The organism is Streptomyces sp. NPDC023573 (assembly GCF_055559735.1).
On the sequence record NZ_JBVHKB010000011.1, the window covers coordinates 12248 to 30406 of the forward strand.

The window sequence follows — 18159 nt, forward strand, 5'->3', positions numbered from 1 at the left end:
GATGAGGTAATGCCCTGGACCTTCACCGATGATGTGGACGCCTTCCTGGCCGCGGCCGGAGCGTCCCTGGCCGCCCGCCCCGTCGAGAACACCCTGCTGCTGACCGTCACCGCCACCCTGAGGGTGAGCGGGCCGCACGCGTACGGCACCGAGCCGCCGGTGCTGGGATGGTGGCGCGGGGCGGGCGGGGAGGTGGCCGGGGCGCTGGTTCGCACACCGCCCTTGGTGCCGATCCTGGGCACGGTGGATCCGGCGGCGCTCGGTCCGCTGGCCGACGCTCTGCCGCTCCCCGGTGTCGACGCGGACCGTGACACCGCCCGGATCCTGGCCGCCCGGTGGCCGCGCCACCGCGTCGACGAGGAGCACCGGCTGTACCGGCTGGGCACGTTGGTGGCGCCGTCCCCCGCGCCCGCGGGCCGGCCCAGGACAGCGACCACGGCCGACCGGACGCTGCTGGTCGACTGGATCCGCGCCTTCGGTGAGGAGACCGGCCAGTCGGGCGACCGGGTGGAACGGATCGTGGACGAACGCACCGCGCACGGCGGGCTGACGCTCTGGGAGACCGGCGGGGAACCGGTCTCGGTGGCGGGCGTCTCACGCATGGTCGCGGACACGGTGCGGGTGGCGAACGTCTACACGCCGCCGGAGCACCGCGGCCGGGGATACGCGGCGGCGGTGACCGCGGAGGTCAGCCGCGCGGCACGGGAGGCGGGGGCAGGGGAGGTGCTGCTCTTCACCGACCTCACGAATCCGACGAGCAACGGCGTGTACCGGCGCATCGGTTACGAGGCCGTCGGCGACCGGCTGCTCATCACCGCGGAGCCGGAATGACGGCCGGGGCCGGGGAGACACCGGCCGGGCAGGCATGGCTCATCGCTGCGAACGTCGTGCGGTGGCGGCGGTACGGCGAGGGCGGCCAGGAGTTGAGGCCCGGGACCAAGTCCTACCGGGGCGGCTCCAAGGTGTATGTGATTGAGACCTACGCGGGCACGGGCCACGAGCAGCTGACCACGATCGGGCGCGGCCGCCATACCGGCACGTACATCTCGGTCGACATGTCGACCCGCAATCTGCACACCTTCCGGGCCGTGCAGGTCCACAGCCCGGCGGTGCTGCGGCTGTGCGAGGAGGCGGGCGTGGACGGCCGGCGGACGTCCCGTCAGGACGCCGAGGAGCTCGCGTCCCTGCTCGGCCGGCTGTCCGTCGAGTACCGCACCACACACTGGGCCCTGCCGCACCCCGACCCGTGCCGCTGTCACGAGTGCCTGACCCTCAGTCCAGCGTGAGCCGGGGTTTCGGGCCGTCGGTGCGGCCGGTCGGCGGGGTCCGGCTGCCCGCGCGGTACGGCAGCGGCCAGGAGACACCCGGTCCCGTGTAGCCCTGCTCGGCCGCCGCGTGCAGCGTCCAGTGCGGGTCGTACAGGTGGGGGCGGGCCAGGGCGCAGAGGTCGGCCCGGCCGGCGAGCAGCAGCGAGTTGACGTCGTCCCAGGAGGAGATGGCGCCGACGGCGATGACGGGCACGTCCAGGGCGTTGCGGATCCGGTCGGCGTACGGGGTCTGGTAGGAACGGCCGTACTCGGGGCGTTCGTCGGAGACGACCTGGCCCGTGGAGACGTCGACGGCGTCCGCGCCGTGGGCAGCGAAGGCGCGGGCGGCCGTCACGGAGTCCTCGTCGCTCGTGCCGCCCTGCGCCCAGTCCGTGGCGGAGATCCGTACGCTCATGGGCCGGTCGTGGGGCCAGGCGGCGCGGACCGCGTCGAAGACCTCCAGGGGGAAGCGGAGCCGGTTGTCCAGGGTCCCGCCGTAGGCGTCGGTGCGCAGGTTGGTGAGCGGGGAGAGGAAGCCTGAGAGCAGGTAGCCGTGGGCGCAGTGCAGTTCGAGGAGGTCGAAGCCGCAGCGGGCGGCCCGTCGGGCGGCCTCGGCGAACCGGTCCCTGACCGCGTCCATCCCGGCTCGGTCGAGCTCCTGCGGGATCTGGTTGACGCCCTGCGCGTACGGGAGGGGCGAGGCGGCGCTGAGCGGCCAGTTCCCTTCGTCCAGCGGCTGGTCGATACCCTCCCACATCAGCTGGGTGGATCCCTTGCGGCCGGAGTGGCCCAGCTGGACGCCGATCGCGGCGCCGGGGGCGGAGTCGTGCACGAATCGCGTGATCCTCGCCCAGGCGTCGGCCTGTTCGTCGGTCCAGAGGCCGGTGCAGCCCGGCGTGATGCGGCCCTCGGGGCTCACGCAGACCATCTCGGTCATGACGAGACCGGCGCCGCCGAGCGCACGGCCGCCGAGGTGGACGAGGTGGAAGTCGCCGGGCAGCCCGTCGACCGCGGAGTACATGTCCATGGGCGAGACGACGACACGGTTACGGAGTTCGAGGCCGCGCAGCCGCAGCGGGGTGAACATCGGCGGGGTGCCGGGCGGGCAGCCGAACTCGTCCTCGACCGCCTGGGTGAAGGCGGGGTCGCGCAGCCGCAGGTTGTCGTGGGTGACGCGGCGGCTTCGGGTGAGGAGGTTGAAGGCGAACCGCAGGGGCGGCTGGTCCACGTACTGCGGGAGTTCCTCGAACCAGCGGAGACTGGCCGCGGCGGCGCGCTGGGTGGACAGGACGACGGGGCGGCGCTCGGCCTCGTACGCGGCCAGGGCGGTGGGCAGGTCGGGCTGTTCCCCGACGCAGGCGGCCAGGGCGAGGGCGTCCTCGACGGCGAGCTTGGTGCCGGAGCCGATGGAGAAGTGGGCGGTGTGTGCGGCGTCGCCGAGCAGGACCGTGTTGCCGTGCGACCAGTGCGCGTTGGTGACGGTGGCGAAGGTGAGCCACGAGGACTTGTTGGAGCGCAGCGGCCGGCCGCCGAGGGCCTCGGCGAAGACCTTGGCGCAGTGCTCGGCCGACCGGGCGGTGTCGCAGGTGTCGAGGCCGGCGGCCCGCCAGACCTCTTCGCGCATCTCGACGATGACGGTCGAGGCCCCGGATTCACTCGGCGGCGGCCCGGAGTGCCTCGTCAAGGGGTGGTGGTCGGGCGACGGGCGGGAAAACGGGTAGGCGTGCAGCTGCATCACGCCGTACTCGGTCTCGGCGATCACGAAGCGGAAGGCGTCGAAGGCAAAGTCGGCGGCGAGCCAGATGTAGCGGTTGCGGTGGCCGGCGACGGTGGGGCGGAAGTGACGGGCGTGGGCCTCGCGGGTGGCGCTGTGCACCCCGTCGGCGGCGATGACCAGGTCGTGACGGGCGGCGAGCTCGGCGGCGGGCGGCGCCTCGGTCCGGAAGCGGAGCCGTACGCCGAGGGACGCGCAGCGCTCCTGCAGGATCCGCAGGAGCGTGCGTCGGCCCAGTGCGGCGAAGCCGTGGCCGTCCGAGGTCAGGGTGGTGCCCCGGTGCACGACGTCGATGCGGTCCCAGCGGACGAAGGCGTCGCTGAGCGCCCGGAACACGACGGGGTCGGCGTGCTCGATGCCGCCGAGCGTCTCGTCGGAGAGGACCACGCCGAAGCCGAAGGTGTCGTCGGGGCCGTTGCGCTCCCACACGGTGATCTCGCGGCCGGGGTCCAGCCGCTTCAGGAGGGCGGCGGCGTAGAGCCCGCCGGGTCCGCCGCCGATGACCGCTATGCGCCCCGTGCCGGAGGAGGACATGGCGCTACCTGCCCCGCCACTTCGGCGGACGCTTCTCGGTGAAGGCGGCGTGGAACTCCGCGTAGTCCTCGCCGTTCATCAGGAGGGCCTGGGTGGCGGCGTCCATCTCCACGGCGGCGGCGAGCGGCATGTCGAGCTCGGCGGTGAGCAGCGCCTTCGTCTGGGCGAGGGCGAGGGCCGGCCCGTCGGCGAGCCGCCTGGCCAGGGCGGCGGCGCGGGCGTCGGCCTCCCCTTCGCCGGTCAGCTCGCTGATCAGCCCGATGCGCTCGGCCTCGGGGGCGCGGACCGGTTCACCGAGCATGAGGATGCGGGTGGCGTGGCCCAGCCCGACGACCCGGGGCAGGAGATAGGCGGCGCCCATGTCGCCACCGGACAGGCCGACGGCGGTGAAGAGGAAGGCGAAGCGTGCGGACGGGGCGGCCACCCGGAAGTCGGCGGCCAGGGCGAGGACCGCACCGGCTCCGGCGGCCACTCCGTGGACGGCGGCGATGACGGGAAAGGGACACTCACGGAGGGCCCGTACGACCTGCCCGGTCATCCGGTTGAAGTCCAGGAGCTGCGCCGTGTCCATGGCGAGCGTGGCGCCGATGATCTCGTCGACGTCACCGCCCGAGCAGAAGCCGCGCCCCTCCCCGGCGAGCACGAGGGCCCGCACGGAGCGTTCGCGGGAGAGCTCGGCAAGAAGGTCCCGCAGGTCGGCGTAGGCGCCGAAGGTGAGCGCGTTGAGCTTCTCGGGACGGGCGAGCGTCACGGTCGCCACACCGTCGTCCGTGGTGAGGCGCAGATGCTCCCAGCGCTCCGTGCGCGGGGCGGAGCCGGTGAACGGGCTCATGGAAGGTTCCCCTCCAGCCGTCGGGCCGATGGTGATGCACTTCGAAGCTATCACTGATCTGTGACTACCGTCAGGAGTACGCGATAGAGCGGTCCTGTGGCGAACGTCCCCTTTGTCATGGTCGACCGGCTCTATGTCTGCGGCGTCGTGCTTCGTATGGTTGAGCGCAGGAAGTCCTGGTGCGGACCCCCGTACCCTCCGGCGCCGGAGGACGCCTCCCGGACGCAGTCGCCCCGGAACGAAGCTCCCCCGCCGGAAGTCCCGCTCCCGAACGGAAACTCCCGCCTTGCCGCCCGACGCCCCCGCGCCCCCGCCCCCGTCCTGGCGGATCGCCCTGCCGCACTCGACGGCCGCCGTGCCGATCGCCCGCGCCCTCGTCCGAACGGCGCTGGCGGACCTCGACGCGCCCGCGGACAGCGACACCGCCGAGCTGCTGACCGCGGAACTGGTCGCCAACGCCGTGGAGCACACCGACGGCTCGGGGCCCATCGAGCTGGTGGTCGAGCTCCTGGCGTCCGGCTGCCAGGTGGAGGTGCACGACCACGACCCGGGGCCGCCCGGCGACCTGTCCCGCCTGCTGCCCGGCTCCGCGCCGGACCCGTGGCAGGAGCACGGCCGGGGACTGCTCCTGATCCGCGCCCTCAGCTCGTCCTGCGGTCACCGCCCCACCGAGCACGGCAAGGCGGTCTGGTTCACCCTGTCGCCGGGTCCCGTTCCGCCCGGTCCCCCGGCTCCCCGGGGCTGACGAGCCGGGAGCGGCTGCGTCCGTATCCCGCGTACACCAGGGCTCCCACCGCGAGGAAGACCACGAACTGCACCCAGGTCGTCCAGCCCGTCCCGTACATGAGGTACACGCAGAAGCCGACACCCAGGACCGGGCTGACGGGGTAGAGCGGCACCCGGAAGGAACGCTTCAGCTCCGGGTTGCGGCGGCGCAGCGCGATGACGGCGACATTGACCACCGCCATGGTGGCGAGTGTGCCGATGGTCGTCAGGTTCACGACGACGTCCAGGGACGAGAACGCGGCGGGGACAGCGAAGACGACGGCCACGATCCAGGTGTTGGCGACCGGCGTACGGGTCTTGGGCGACACCCGCTCGAAGACCCGGGGGATCAGCCCGTCGCGGGACATCGACATCAGGATGCGGGTCTGGCCGTACATCACCGCGAGGACGACCGACGCGATCGCGACGACCGCGCCGAAGGCGATGATCCCACCGCCGACGCTCGATTCGGTGACTTTGTCCACGACCAGCGAGAGCGCGGCCGGCTTGTCGGAGACGGCGTCCGCGCCGAGTGCGCCGATGGCACCAAGGGCGACCGCGCAGTAGAGCAGCGTGACCACGCCGATGCAGATCATGATCGCGATCGGAATGTTCCGGCGGGGGTTCCTGACCTCTTCACCGGCGGTCGTGATCGCGTCGAAGCCGATGTACGAGAAGAACGCCACCGACGCGCCGGCGGTGATCCCGGCCATGCCGTGCGAGGCGAACGGCGAGAGGTGTCCGTCCTGGAACGCGGTGAAGGCGATCACGCAGAACGCGATGAGAATGCCGATCTTCAGCACCGCCATCGCCGCCGTGGCGCCCGCGCTCTCCCTGATGCCGCGCACCAGCAGGGTGGCCGCCATCATGACCACGACGACCGCCGGCAGGTTGATCACACCACCGTCGCCGGGACCGGAGGAGAGCGCCTCGGGGAGGTTCCAGCCGATGAGGCTGTCCAGCAGCTCGTTGACGTACTGGCTCCACCCGACCGCTACGGCGGAGACCGAGACGCCGTACTCCAGCAGCAGGCACCAGCCGACGAGGAACGCGACCCGCTCCCCGAGGGTGGCGTAGGCGAAGGAGTAGGAGCTGCCGGAGACCGGAATGGCGCCACCGAGCTCGGCGAACGAGAAGGCGGTGAAGATGCAGGTCACGGCGGCGAGGACGAACGAGATCACCACGGCGGGGCCGGCCTCGGCGACGCTGTCGGACAGCCCGACGAAGATCCCGGTACCGACGATCGCCCCGACACCGAAGCAGACGAGCTGGAACAGGCCCATGGTGCGCCGCAGGCCGTGTCCTTCCAGGTCGGCTCCGGACTCGGCGAGCAGCAGTTCGGGGCTCTTGACGCGTGCCCCTGTCCTGCGCGGGGGGCTCTGCGGGGTGGAGGAGGCGGGACTCATGGGGGGACGGGGTCTCTTCTCTGGTGGTGCGGGGGAATGAGCCTGTGGGGAGGCTCGCGCCTGGGCACGCGCGCTGACGGGCACATGAAAAGGGGCTCGGGCGTGCGAGCCCGAACCCCACCAAGTACCACTATCGTAGCCACTTGTTCGCATGTTCACCCAATCGGGTGCATGTTCATGCGGTGTGCGTGCCGCCTGCCAGCGTCGCGACGAGGACCGCCTTGATCGTGTGCATCCGGTTCTCGGCCTCGTCGAAGACGACCGAGTGGGAGGACTCGAAGACCTCGTCGGTGACCTCCAGCTCGGAGAGGCCGTGCCGCTCGTGGATCTCCCTCGCGACCTCCGTGCCGAGGTCGTGGTAGGCGGGGAGGCAGTGCATGAACTTCACGTCGTCGTTGCCCGTGGCGCGCAGGACGTCCATGGTCACCGCGTACGGCGAGAGCGCCGCGATGCGCTCGCCCCAGACCTCCTTGGGCTCCCCCATGGAGACCCAGACGTCGGTGACGACGAAGTCGGCGCCCAGGACGCCCTCAGTGACGTCCTCGGTGAGGGTGATGCGCGCCCCGCTGGACTTCGCGAGCTCGTGGGCCCGGTCCACGATCTCCGGCACCGGCCAGTAGGCGGCGGGGGCGACGATTCGCACGTCCATACCGAGCAGGGCCCCGGTGATCAGGTAGGAGTTGCCCATGTTGAAGCGGGCGTCGCCCAGGTAGGCGAAGGTGATCTCCTCCAGGGGCTTCGCGCTGTGCTCGGTCATCGTGAGGACGTCGGCGAGCATCTGGGTGGGGTGCCAGTCGTCGGTGAGCCCGTTGAAGACGGGCACACCGCCGTACGCCGCCAGTTCCTCGACGGCCCGCTGGCTGTCACCCCGGTATTCGATCGCGTCGAACATCCGGCCGAGCACCCGGGCGGTGTCCTTGACCGACTCCTTGTGCCCCATCTGGGAGCCGGAGGGGTCGAGGTACGTCGTGGACGCGCCCTGGTCGGCGGCTGCCACCTCGAAGGCGCAGCGGGTGCGCGTCGAGGTCTTCTCGAAGATCAGCGCGATGTTCCTGCCACGCAGCCGCTGCACCTCGCCGCCCGCCTTCTTGGCGGCCTTGAGCTCGGCGGACAGGGCGATCAGACCGCGGAACTCCTCGGCCGTGAAGTCCAGCTCCTTGAGGAAATGGCGGCCTGTGAGGTCTATGGCCATGGTGACTGCTCCTGGGTCGGGCTGAGGGCATACGGACGGACGTCCTGGAAGTGTATACGAGCAACCGCATTGCTATACAGGGGCACCGCGCCTCCCCACGCTCCGCGCCTCCGGCCCCGCCTCACACCGGATCGCGCACCACGGGGCAGCTCATACAGCGGGGACCGCCTCTGCCCCGCCCCAGCTCGCTGCCCCGGATCTCGATGACCTCGATGCCTTCCTTGCGCAGATACGTGTTGGTGGTCGCGTTGCGCTCGTACGCGACGACGACCCCGGGCTCCACGGCCAGCACGTTGCAGCCGTCGTCCCACTGCTCCCGCTCGGCGGCGTGCACGTCCTGGGTGGCGGTGAGCACCCGGATGCCGTCGAGGCCGAGCGCGGCGGCGATGGCACGGTGCATGTGCTCCGGGGGGTGGTCGGTGACCTTCAGCTCACGTGGGCCGGCACCGGGCTCGATCGTGTACGAGCGCAGCATGCCGAGCCCGGCGTACTTGGTGAACGTGTCCCCGTCGACCATGGTCATCACCGTGTCGAGGTGCATGAACGCCCGCCGCTTGGGCATGTCGAGTGCCACGATCGTCCGGGCCGACCCGGCGTCGAAGAGCCCCCTGGCCAGCATCTCCACGGCCTGGGGGGTGGTGCGCTCACTCATCCCGATCAGGACGGCGCCCCGTCCGATGACCAGGACGTCGCCGCCCTCGATGGTGGACGGGTAGTCCTCCTGGCCCTGTGACCAGTGGTGGAAGACGCCTGCCTCGGGGCCGGTGAAGAGGGGGTGGTGCTGGTAGATCGCCTCGAAGTGCACGGTCTCGCGCTGTCTCGCCGGCCAGCGCATCGCGTTGATGGACACACCGTCGTAGATCCAGGCGGAGGTGTCGCGGGTGAAGATGTGGTTGGGCAGGGGGCTGAGCAGGAAGTCGTCCAGATCCATGACGTGGAAGCGGACCGAGGTCGGCTCGTTGTGCCGTTCCAGGAACTCCCGCTTCGTCATCCCGCCGACCAGTGCCTCCGCCAGCTCCCCCGAGGGCAGCTCCTCGAAAGCGGCGCGCAGGTGCTCGGTCGCGAGCGGACCGTACTCCTTCTCGGCGAAGACCCGGTCCAGGACGAGCCTCCTCGCCACCGGGATGTCGAGGGACTCCCGGAGCAGCTTCCCGAAGAGATGCACCTCCACCCCCCGGTCGCGCAGCACATCGGCCAGACCGTCGTGCTCCTCCCTGGCGCGGCGCACCCACAGCACGTCGTCGAAGAGGAGCGCGTCCTTGTTGCTGGGTGTGAGCCGCTTCAGCTCCAGATCGGGGCGGTGCAGGATGACGCGGCGCAGCCGCCCGGCCTCGGAATCGACATGGAATCCCATGCCTTCATCCTCACCGCGCGGAGCGCCGTTCACCCCGCGAACCACCACCCGATTCCGGTCGCCCGTCCCGCGGCACCTACAGCCTGGGGTCGACCGGCTCCGACTCCAGGGCCAGCACGGCGAAGACCGCCTCGTGGATCCGCCACAGCGGCTCGCCGTCGGCCAACCGGTCGAGGGCCTCCAGCCCGAGGGCGTACTCCCGCAGGGCCAGCGACCGCTTGTGGCCGAGGAACCGGGAGCGCAGCCTCTCCAGATTCTCCGGTCGCGTGTACTCGGGGCCGTAGATGATCCGCAGGTACTCCCGGCCGCGCACCTTGATGCCCGGCTGGACGAGCCTGCCCTTCCCGTCCCGGACGAGGGCGCCGAGCGGCTTGACGACCATGCCCTCGCCGCCGCGGCCGGTCATCTCCAGCCACCAGTCGATGCCGGAGCGCACAGAGGCCTCGTCACCCGTGTCGACGACGAGGCGCCGGGTGACCTGGAGAAGGCCGGTCGGGTCGTGCTCGACGAGGCGGTCCAGCCACGCCAGCTGCTCGTCGTGCGGCACGGAGGCGAGCGAGCGGCCCTGCACCGCGAGGATCTGGAACGGTGCGAGCCGGACGCCGTCGAGCCCTTCGGTGCTCCAGCAGTAGCGGCGGTACGCCTCCGTGAACGCGGAGGCGTCCTCGGCGCGCTCCCGCTGGCGGCCGGCCAGGGCGCCGACGTCGACACCGCGGGCGGCCGCCGCGGCCAGGGCCTCCTCGGCCACGGGCAGGGCGGCGCCGGCGGCCGCGCCCACCGCCGCGTACTGCGAGCGCAGCAGCCCGGCCGCCTTGAGGGACCAGGGCATCAGCTCGGCGTCGAGCACCACCCAGTCGGTGTTCCACTCCTCCCAGAGCCCGGCGGCGGTGACGGCGGCGCGGAGCCGGCCGAGGATGACCTCGGTGAGTGCGGTGTCGTCCAGGAACGGCCGCCCGGTGCGGGTGTACAGGGCGCCGGTGGGACCTCCCCCACCGCCGGGGGCGTCCGGGACGTCCCCCGTGCCGAAGCGCTCGCGGGCGGTCTCGGCGTCGCGGCAGACCAGCGCCACGGCGCGCGAGCCCATGTGCTTCTCCTCGCAGACGACCCTGGCGACGCCGTCCGCGCGGTACTGCGCGAAGGCCTCGGCCGGGTGCTCCAGGAAACCCTCCTCGCGCGAGGTCGCCGTCGGGGCCATGGTCGGCGGGAGGTAGGCCAGCAGCCTGGGGTCGACGGCGAAGCGGCTCATGACTTCGAGTGCCGCCGCGGCGTTCTCCTCACGCACCGCGACGCGGCCCATGTGCCGCGTCTCCACGATGCGGCGGCCCTGTACGTCGGCGAGGTCGAGCGGCCGGCCGTCCCGGCCTCCGGGGGCCTCGGTGGTCAGCGGCTTCACCGGCTCGTACCAGACGCGCTCGGCCGGTACGTCGACGATCTCGCGCTCCGGCCAGCGCAGCGCGGTCATCTTCCCGCCGAAGACCGCCCCGGTGTCCAGGCACAGGGTGTTGTTCACCCAGGAGGCGGTGGGCACGGGCGTGTGGCCGTAGACCACCGCGGCGCTGCCCCGGTACTCCTCCGCCCACGGATAGCGCACGGGCAGACCGAACTCGTCGGTCTCGCCGGTCGTGTCCCCGTACAGCGCGTGCGAACGGACCCGCCCGGAGGTGCGGCCGTGGTACTTCTCGGGCAGTCCCGCGTGGCAGACGACCAGCTTGCCCCCGTCCAGGACGTAGTGGCTGACGAGTCCGTCGATGAACTCCACGACCTGTCCGCGGAACTCGGGGTGCTCGGCGTCCTCCCGCTCCAGCTGCTCGACCGTCTCGGCGAGACCGTGGCTGTGCTGGACCTTGCGCCCCTTGAGGTAACGCCCCAGCTTGTTCTCGTGGTTGCCGGGCACGCACAGCGCGTCGCCCGACGCCACCATGGACATGACGCGGCGCAGCACCCCCGGGCTGTCGGGCCCCCGGTCGACGAGGTCACCCACGAACACGGCGGTACGCCCCTCGGGGTGCGTGCCGTCCTTGTATCCCAGCTTGCCGAGGAGGGTGTCCAGCTCGGAGCTGCAGCCGTGGATGTCGCCGATGACGTCGAAGGGGCCGGTGAGGTGCCGAAGGTCGTTGTAGCGGCGCTCCAGGACGACTTCGGCGGTGTCGGCCTCCTCCTCGGTCCGCAGGATGTGCACCTTGCGAAAGCCCTCGCGCTCCAGTCCGCGCAGCGACCGGCGCAGCTCACGGCGGTGGCGCTGCACGACATGGCGGGGCATGGAGGCGCGGTCGGGCCGGGAGGCGTTACGGGCCTGGCAGACCTCCTCCGGCAGGTCGAGCACGACGGCGATGGGCAGCACGTCGTACTGCCGGGCCAGCTGGACGAGCTGTTTACGGCTCTCGGGCTGGACGTTGGTCGCGTCCACGACGGTGAGCCGGCCGGCGGCGAGGCGCTTGCCCGCGATGTAGTGGAGCACGTCGAAGGCGTCGCGGCTGGCGCTCTGGTCGTTCTCGTCGTCGGCGACGAGGCCCCGGCAGAAATCGGAGGAGAGGATCTCGGTCGGCTTGAAGTGCTTGCGGGCGAAGGTGGACTTGCCCGACCCGCTGGCGCCCACGAGGACGACGAGGGACAGATCGGTCACCGGCAACGTGGATGAGGTACTGGTCATGCGGCCTTCGCCTCCTTCGTCGGCTCCTGGGCCGAGGTCATCGTGAACACGGCCATCTGTGTGGGAGGCCCCACCTCGGGGTCCTCCGGGCCCACGGGCACGAACGTCACCGTGTAGCCGTGGCGCCCGGCCACCTGCTCCGCCCAGTCCCGGAATTCCTCCCTGGTCCACTCGAAGCGGTGGTCGCCGTGGCGTACGTGCCCGGCGGGGAGCGTCTCCCAGCGGACGTTGTACTCGACGTTGGGCGTCGTCACCAGCACGGTGCGCGGCCGTGCGGAGCCGAACACCGCGTACTCCAGGGCGGGGAGCCGCGGCAGGTCGAGATGCTCGATCACCTCGCTCAGCACCGCGGCGTCGTACCCCTTCAGCTGCTTGTCGGTGTAGGTGAGCGCGCCCTGGCGGAGGGTGACCCGCCCGGCCTGCCGCTCGCCCATGCGGTCCAGCTTCAGCCGGCGTGCGGCGACGGTCAGGGCACGCATCGACACGTCGACCCCGACGATCTCCGTGAAGCGCGCGTCCTTGAGCAGCGCCTGCACCAACTGGCCCTGCCCGCAGCCGAGGTCGAGCACGCGGGTCGCCCCTGCCGCGCCGAGCGTATCCAGGACCGCCGCGCGTCGCTGCTCCGCCAGCGGCACCGGCTTCTCCTCCGTGTCGGTCGTCTCGTCCACCGCGTTGTCGACGCTCTCCACCTCGAGGTCGTCCGACTCCGCCAGCCGCACCAGCTCCAGCCGCTCCATCGCCTGCCGGGTGAGCCCCCAGCGACGGGAGAGGTAGCGGCTGGTGATCAGCTTCTGCTCGGGGTGGCCGGCCAGCCAGCCCTCCCCGGCACGGAGCAGCTTGTCCACCTCGTCGGGCGCCACCCAGTAGTGCTTGGCGTCGTCGAGCACCGGGAGCAGCACATACAGCTGGCGCAAGGCGTCCGCGAGCCGCAGCTCCCCCTCCAGCACCAGCCGTACGTAGCGCGAGTCGCCCCACTCCGGGAACTGCTCGTCCAGCGGTACGGCCGCTGCCTCCACCCGTGTCCAGCCGAGCGGCGCGAAGAGCTTGTGCACCAGCTCGGCGCCACCGCGTGCGGGCAGCGCGGGCACCTCGATCCGCAACGGCATCGGCTGCTCGGCCCGTTCGGGCATCGCCCGGCACGCCCCGCTCAGCGCGGACTTGAACACCGTCGTCATCGCGACCGAGAGCAGCGAAGACGCCGCGTACGGACGGTCGTTGACGTACTGCGCGAGTGCCGCGTCGGGGGCTCCGCCCCGGCCCTTGCCCTTCCCGCGCCTCACCAGCGCCACCGGATCCACTTCGAGCAGCAGGGCGGCGGTGCAGCGCTCACCGGACGCCTCGGGGTAGAAGACGTGCGCGGTCCCGTGCGAGGTGGAGAACGTCTGCGCCTTGTCGGGATGCTTGTGCAGCAGGTATCCCAGATCGGTGGCGGGACGCTCAGGGGTGCCGGTCGTACTGATAGTCAGGAACACGCGTCCGAGTATGGTCCGGCGACCGGCCTCCCACCAGGGATTTTCACACTCCTGAAGCTTCCAGTCGCTCGGCCAGCGCCGCGATCCTGGAGGGGCCGACCCGGCAGCAGCCGCCGACCAGCCGCGCGCCCGCCCGCTGCCAGTCCCGCACCCTGCCCGCTTCGAACGTCTCTCTCCCGGTCCAGCCCCGGCCGCCGGCGTCCCACTCCTCCCCACTGTTCGGGTACACCACCACCGGCTTGCCGGTGGCCGACGCCGCGACCTCCACCGCACGGTCCGCGTCGGCGGGATCGCAGCAGTTGACCCCGACGGCCACCACCTGGTCGATGCCGGCGGCGACCTCGAACGCCTCCGCCAGCGGCTGCCCGGCCCTGGTCCGGTCCCCCGCCACGCTGTACGAGAGCCAGACCGGCACCCCGAGCCCCTCGACCGCCCGCAGCAGGGCCTCGGCCTCGTCGATGTCCGGCACCGTCTCCAGCGCCATCACGTCGGGCCCCGCCTCTGCCAGCGTCCGGACCCGGGGCCGGTGGAAGCGCTCCAGCTCCCGGACGGTGAGTCCGTAGCGGCCCCGGTACTCGCTGCCGTCCGCGAGCATCGCCCCGTACGGTCCGACCGAGGCGGCGACCCAGAGCTCGCGTCCCGTCGCCGTACCCGCCCGGCGCGCCGACTCCACGCTGCGGGCCATCAGCTCCGCGGCGCGGGCCCGCCCGATCCCGCGCCGCGCGAATCCCTCGAAGGTCGCCTGGTAGCTGGCCGTGATCAGTACCTGCGCGCCCGCCCGGGCATAGGCGGCGTGGGCGGCCTCGATCTGCTGGGGCGCGTCGCTCAGCAGCCGGGCCGACCACAGGGCGTCGGACAGATCACAGCCCTGCGCCTCCAGCTGGTTGGAGAGGCCACCGTCCAGCAGGACCGTCCCCTCGGCGAGCGCGTCGCCGAGCGTACGGCCGGGCGGGGCGTCCGGTGTCCGGGCGGAATGCACAGCTGCTCCTCGCTGTCGGGTGGTTCCTGGCGGTCCTGCGGCCGCACGGGCCCGGCCCCGCAGCGGCCGGTCCCCTTCCGTCAGCCCAGCTGCGACTGGACCTGCGACGAGATCAGCTCCAGGTGGTCCAGGTCGTGCAGGTCCAGGAACTGGAGGTAGACCCGCGACGAGCCGATGGCGGCGTACCGCCCGATCTTGTCGACCACCTCGGCGGGTGAGCCCGCCAGCCCGTTCGCCTTGATCTCCTCGACCTCCCTTCCGATGGCGGACGCGCGCCGCGCCACCTCCGCGTCGTTCTTCCCGACGCACACCACCAGGGCGTTGGAGTACACCAGGTCGTCGGGGGTCCGCCCGGCCGCCGTGGCCGCGTCCCTGACCCGGCGGAACTGCTTCGCGCTGTCCTCGATCGACGCGAAGGGGATGTTGAACTCGTCCGCGTACCGCGCGGCCAGCCGCGGCGTCCGGACCGCGCCGTGGCCTCCGATCAGGACCGGCACCTTCGTCTGCGCGGGCTTCGGCAGAGCGGGCGAGTCGGTGAGCTGGTAGTACGTCCCGTCGTAGCTGAACGTCTTGCCGGTCTCCGTCTCCCACAGACCCGTGATGATCGCCAGCTGCTCCTCGAGCCGGCCGAACTTCTCCCTCGGGAACGGGATGCCGTACGCCTTGTGCTCCTCCTCGAACCAGCCCGCACCCAGGCCCAGCTCGACCCGGCCGCCGGACATCTGGTCGACCTGGGCGACCTGGATGGCCAGCACGCCGGGCAGACGGAAGGTGCCCGCGGTCATCAGCGTGCCGAGGCGGATCCTCTTGGTCTCGCGGGCCAGTCCGGCCAAGGTGATCCACGCGTCGGTCGGGCCGGGCAGACCGTCCCCGGAGCCCATGTGCAGATAGTGGTCGGATCGGTAGAAGGCGTCGAAGCCGAGGTCCTCGGTGGCCTTGGCGACGGTGAGCAGGGTGTCGTAGCTCGCCCCTTGCTGGGGCTCGGTGAAGATTCGAAGATCCATGCCTCCATCCTGCACCTTCGAAACCGCTGCGCCTCCTCTCTCGGCCTCTCCCCCCGCGCCGGGCGGCCGACGGGTCCCCGGTCCCCGGCCCCCGGCTCACGACTCACGACTCACGGCTGGCCGGCGACGAAGCCCGCCGGTCCGTGGACCACTCCGAAGGGGCCGTCCCGCTCCCGGTCCAACTCCTGTTCGTGCTCACGCTCCTGCTCGGCAAGCCGTCTCAGCATCCCGTGCACCCGGTCCACGGACTCGTCGACGGCGTCTATCGCCTCGATGCACTGCCAGTAGAGCCCTTCCTCCTCCGTGCCGCAGGCAACACCCACCAGTGCGATGCCCGCCTCCCCGAGCAGCTGCGCGAGCGCGGCCAACGCCCTGGGCACATGATCCACTTCGGTGAGCTGGGACGCCCGCACACCTCCGGCCGGAACCATCGGGTGGTCGAGCACGGCGCTTCCCAGGGCGCAGGTCTCGCTGAGCTCGCGCGCCTCCGCCCGTAACTCCGCCGGTCCGCACCTCGCCAGATGGCCGCCGACCGCCCGGGCCAGCGCCTGGGCCTGCCATGCCTCCGCCATGACGGCCGGCACCCACCGGCTTTCCGCCAGCGCGCTCCGGCCCGCCTCGATCAGTCGCTCCGCTTCCATGCCACTCCCCCGTCGCCGACACCACCGGTAGAAGAACCCGCTCACTTCTTCATTACCCACAGTGAGGGCCGTGGCACACGAAAGCCAGAGGAAATCGGAAATCTGTGGACAGGAAGTCGATTGTGAACAAATCGATCACTCCGAAGAGTGACAGTCAGTCATGTCGGCCCCGGCCTGCCCCCGTTCGGCGGCATCCGGCTGTACCGGCTCCGCGTCCGCCGCCGCCACCACCGGGAAGCGCTCCTCGTTCCGGTCGATCTTGGCGGCCAGCGCCGCCAGCGCGTCGATGCCCAGGACCTCGCAGAACTGCAGCAGATACGCCAGGACGTCCGCGACCTCGTCCCTCACCCGGAACGCCGTGTCGGGGTCCTCCATCACCCTCGCCGACTGCTCCGGCGTCAGCCACTGGAAGATCTCCAGGAGTTCCGAGGCCTCCACGCTCAGCGCGGCGCCGAGGTTCTTGGGGGTGTGGTACGGCTCCCAGGCCCGGGCCGCCGCGAAGTCGGCCAGCCGCCGCTGCAGTTGTGCTACATCGAGTTCGCTCACCGTGCCAGGTCTACCACTGTCGCACCGGCCGTCTGCCGGGCCACCGCCGCGGCCGCCTCACCGACGGTCCCCAGCAGACGCATGTGGCCGCTCACACAGGTCGAGGCCGCCAGCGCCAGCAGTTCCCCGGTCTGCCGCGCGTCCAGGCTCCGGTCGAGTCCGTCGGCCAGCACGGTGAGGCCCTGCATGGCCGGGGGCACTTCTGCCGCCGGGTCCACCGCCAGCACATGGGGGCCCGTCAGCAGGACGAGTGTGAGAGCCAGATACCGGAGCTCGCCGTCACCGAGGCGCCCGATGGGCGTGCTCCGGCCGGAACCGCGCACCGTCAGGGCCCGCACGGTGCCGTCCTCCAGTCGCTCGGCGGTCAGCCCCGTCACCGGACCCGCGCACCCGGCGTCCGCGCCGGCGACCAACCGGGCGTGCGGCTGCGCGTACCGGCTGTGGGTACGCAGCAGTACGTCGGCGAGGTTGTCGCAGGACGAGGTCAGCCGCCCTTCCGCGACCGGCACCGGCGCACGCATCCGGTTCGGCTGAGGATCGCAGACGAACGCGGACCGCAGGGCCACCACCACCTGCTCAGCGGCGGCCAGCACCCTGAGCTGCCCGTCCGTGGTCCCCGCCACCCGCAACGGCAGAAGCGCCGTGCCGAGCCGGTCGTCGGGGAAGGGAGCACGCGTCACCGGCACCGCTCCCGCCGTGTACCAAGCTGCCTGGACGGCGGAACTCCGGGGATCCCGCAGCGCCGTGCTCAGCAGCGTCTCGCCGCTGTCGGCCATCCGCTCGCCGACGACGCGCAGCGTGGGCTCGGCCTGCACGGCGATGTCCAGTCCCACCGGGCCGGCCGGGCCCTCCACCGTGCAGCCCAGCCGGAATCCGCGCCGGCCCTGCTCGTCGGCCCCGGCCCCTTCGGGCACCCAGGCCGCCGGCTCGGGGAAGACGTCCTCCAGCGGATCACCGGCGGCCAGGCGCGCGAGCGCCTCGTAACCGCGCAGGGCGGTCGACTTCCCGCTTCCGCTGCCTCCGGTGAGCAGTGTCAGCGGTCCGAGCGGGATGACGGTGCGGCGGTGCGAGGCGAAGGCGTGGAGGCGGAGTTCGCTGACGAAGGGGCGGGCGGGCCGGCCCGCGCCGGACGGCGCGGAGGCCGCCCTCCCCGTGGAGATCACAACAGTCATGAGCGGACCGTACGCACGCCCGTGAGCGGCGAACCGTTCCACCCGCACGAGCTGCCTACGATTGAGGTACGCCCGCCGCGGTGACCCCCTCGACCTCCATGCCGGCCGGCGCGAGCAGGAAGACGTTGCGGTCCACCCGGTGCATCCCGCTGCCGAGCCCGAAGACCACGCCGCTGCTGAAGTCCAGGATCCGCTTGGCCACATCGTTCTCGGCGCCGGTCAGGTCCAGCAGGACCGGGATCTGGGCGACCAGGTATTCGGCCACCTCGCGCGCGTCCGCGAACACCTGGACGCGCAGGACGACCATGCGCCGCTGCTCGGCCGACTCCTGCTGGTCAGGGACCGTCCTGTGGTCGACCCGGGAGGGCCATTCGTTGCGGCCCCTCAGGGGTACGACCTGGGCGAGCCCCTCCCACTGTTCGTCGGTGGCGTCGTACCTGTCGTACCTGTCGTACCTGCTCACAGAACCACCCCGTCCGTATGCCGGTTGGCTGTGCGCCGGCTGCGCTCGCTGTTCATCGGGCAATTCTC

At 71.7% G+C, this 18159-nt stretch carries 16 protein-coding genes; 3 read left to right on the forward strand and 13 right to left on the reverse strand.

What is annotated here, in order from left to right; genetic code table 11:
- Positions 1-9: 9 nt before the first annotated feature.
- On the forward strand, positions 10-831 hold the full coding sequence (locus ACZ32T_RS29720) for a GNAT family N-acetyltransferase (RefSeq protein WP_467370038.1): 822 nt from the start codon (positions 10-12) through the stop codon (positions 829-831).
- A complete protein-coding gene (locus ACZ32T_RS29725; protein WP_467267890.1) occupies positions 828-1286 on the forward strand; it encodes a hypothetical protein in 459 nt (152 codons plus the stop codon). The genes ACZ32T_RS29720 and ACZ32T_RS29725 overlap by 4 nt, the downstream gene beginning before the upstream one ends.
- Here the strand turns inward: ACZ32T_RS29725 and ACZ32T_RS29730 are convergent.
- Both ACZ32T_RS29730 and ACZ32T_RS29735 read right to left on the reverse strand, forming a co-directional pair.
- Positions 1273-3615, reverse strand: coding sequence for a bifunctional salicylyl-CoA 5-hydroxylase/oxidoreductase (locus tag ACZ32T_RS29730; protein WP_467370040.1), 2343 nt, complete (start codon positions 3613-3615; stop codon positions 1273-1275). The genes ACZ32T_RS29725 and ACZ32T_RS29730 overlap by 14 nt on opposite strands.
- 4 nt (positions 3616-3619) lie before the next feature.
- Positions 3620-4447 (reverse strand): enoyl-CoA hydratase family protein, encoded by an 828-nt coding sequence (locus ACZ32T_RS29735; RefSeq protein WP_467370042.1) that lies wholly within the window; start codon positions 4445-4447, stop codon positions 3620-3622.
- Positions 4448-4733: 286 nt separating this feature from the next.
- On the opposite strand from ACZ32T_RS29735, the gene ACZ32T_RS29740 reads away from it, so the two are divergent.
- Positions 4734-5192 carry an ATP-binding protein gene (locus ACZ32T_RS29740; RefSeq protein ID WP_467370044.1) on the forward strand — a complete coding sequence of 153 codons (459 nt, stop codon included), beginning with the start codon at positions 4734-4736 and terminating at the stop codon, positions 5190-5192.
- Here ACZ32T_RS29740 and ACZ32T_RS29745 read toward each other — a convergent pair.
- The 11 genes from ACZ32T_RS29745 to ACZ32T_RS29795 all read right to left on the reverse strand — a co-directional run bounded on the left by ACZ32T_RS29745 (position 5140) and on the right by ACZ32T_RS29795 (position 18091).
- Entirely contained in the window at positions 5140-6618 is a 1479-nt protein-coding gene (locus ACZ32T_RS29745; RefSeq protein WP_467370046.1) for an amino acid permease, read from the reverse strand. The genes ACZ32T_RS29740 and ACZ32T_RS29745 overlap by 53 nt on opposite strands.
- A 175-nt stretch (positions 6619-6793) precedes the next feature.
- Complete coding sequence (gene argF, locus ACZ32T_RS29750) at positions 6794-7810, reverse strand: ornithine carbamoyltransferase (RefSeq protein ID WP_467267896.1); 1017 nt, start codon at positions 7808-7810, stop codon at positions 6794-6796.
- 121 nt (positions 7811-7931) lie between these two features.
- The gene (locus tag ACZ32T_RS29755) at positions 7932-9164 is read right to left on the reverse strand and encodes an arginine deiminase (RefSeq protein ID WP_467267898.1); all 1233 of its coding nucleotides are present in this window, start codon (positions 9162-9164) and stop codon (positions 7932-7934) included.
- A gap of 76 nt (positions 9165-9240) precedes the next feature.
- Positions 9241-11814, reverse strand: coding sequence for a polynucleotide kinase-phosphatase (locus ACZ32T_RS29760; RefSeq protein ID WP_467267899.1), 2574 nt, complete (start codon positions 11812-11814; stop codon positions 9241-9243).
- Positions 11811-13286: a 3' terminal RNA ribose 2'-O-methyltransferase Hen1 gene (locus tag ACZ32T_RS29765; protein ID WP_467267901.1), complete on the reverse strand. Its 1476-nt coding sequence runs from the start codon at positions 13284-13286 to the stop codon at positions 11811-11813. Before ACZ32T_RS29765 ends, ACZ32T_RS29760 begins: the two co-directional genes overlap by 4 nt.
- A gap of 43 nt (positions 13287-13329) precedes the next feature.
- A complete protein-coding gene (mmuM, locus tag ACZ32T_RS29770; RefSeq protein ID WP_467267903.1) occupies positions 13330-14265 on the reverse strand; it encodes a homocysteine S-methyltransferase in 936 nt (311 codons plus the stop codon).
- 80 nt (positions 14266-14345) lie between these two features.
- A complete protein-coding gene (locus ACZ32T_RS29775) occupies positions 14346-15269 on the reverse strand; it encodes an LLM class F420-dependent oxidoreductase (RefSeq protein ID WP_467267905.1) in 924 nt (307 codons plus the stop codon).
- Between the two features lie 110 nt (positions 15270-15379).
- Positions 15380-15910, reverse strand: coding sequence for a DUF6099 family protein (locus tag ACZ32T_RS29780; RefSeq protein ID WP_467370048.1), 531 nt, complete (start codon positions 15908-15910; stop codon positions 15380-15382).
- Between the two features lie 135 nt (positions 15911-16045).
- Positions 16046-16456, reverse strand: coding sequence for a nucleotide pyrophosphohydrolase (locus ACZ32T_RS29785; RefSeq protein WP_467370050.1), 411 nt, complete (start codon positions 16454-16456; stop codon positions 16046-16048).
- Positions 16453-17676 (reverse strand): AAA family ATPase, encoded by a 1224-nt coding sequence (locus ACZ32T_RS29790; protein ID WP_467370053.1) that lies wholly within the window; start codon positions 17674-17676, stop codon positions 16453-16455. The genes ACZ32T_RS29785 and ACZ32T_RS29790 overlap by 4 nt, the downstream gene beginning before the upstream one ends.
- 7 nt (positions 17677-17683) lie before the next feature.
- Positions 17684-18091, reverse strand: a complete 408-nt coding sequence (locus tag ACZ32T_RS29795) for a cell division protein SepF (protein ID WP_467267912.1) — start codon at positions 18089-18091, stop codon at positions 17684-17686.
- Positions 18092-18159 lie beyond the last annotated feature (68 nt).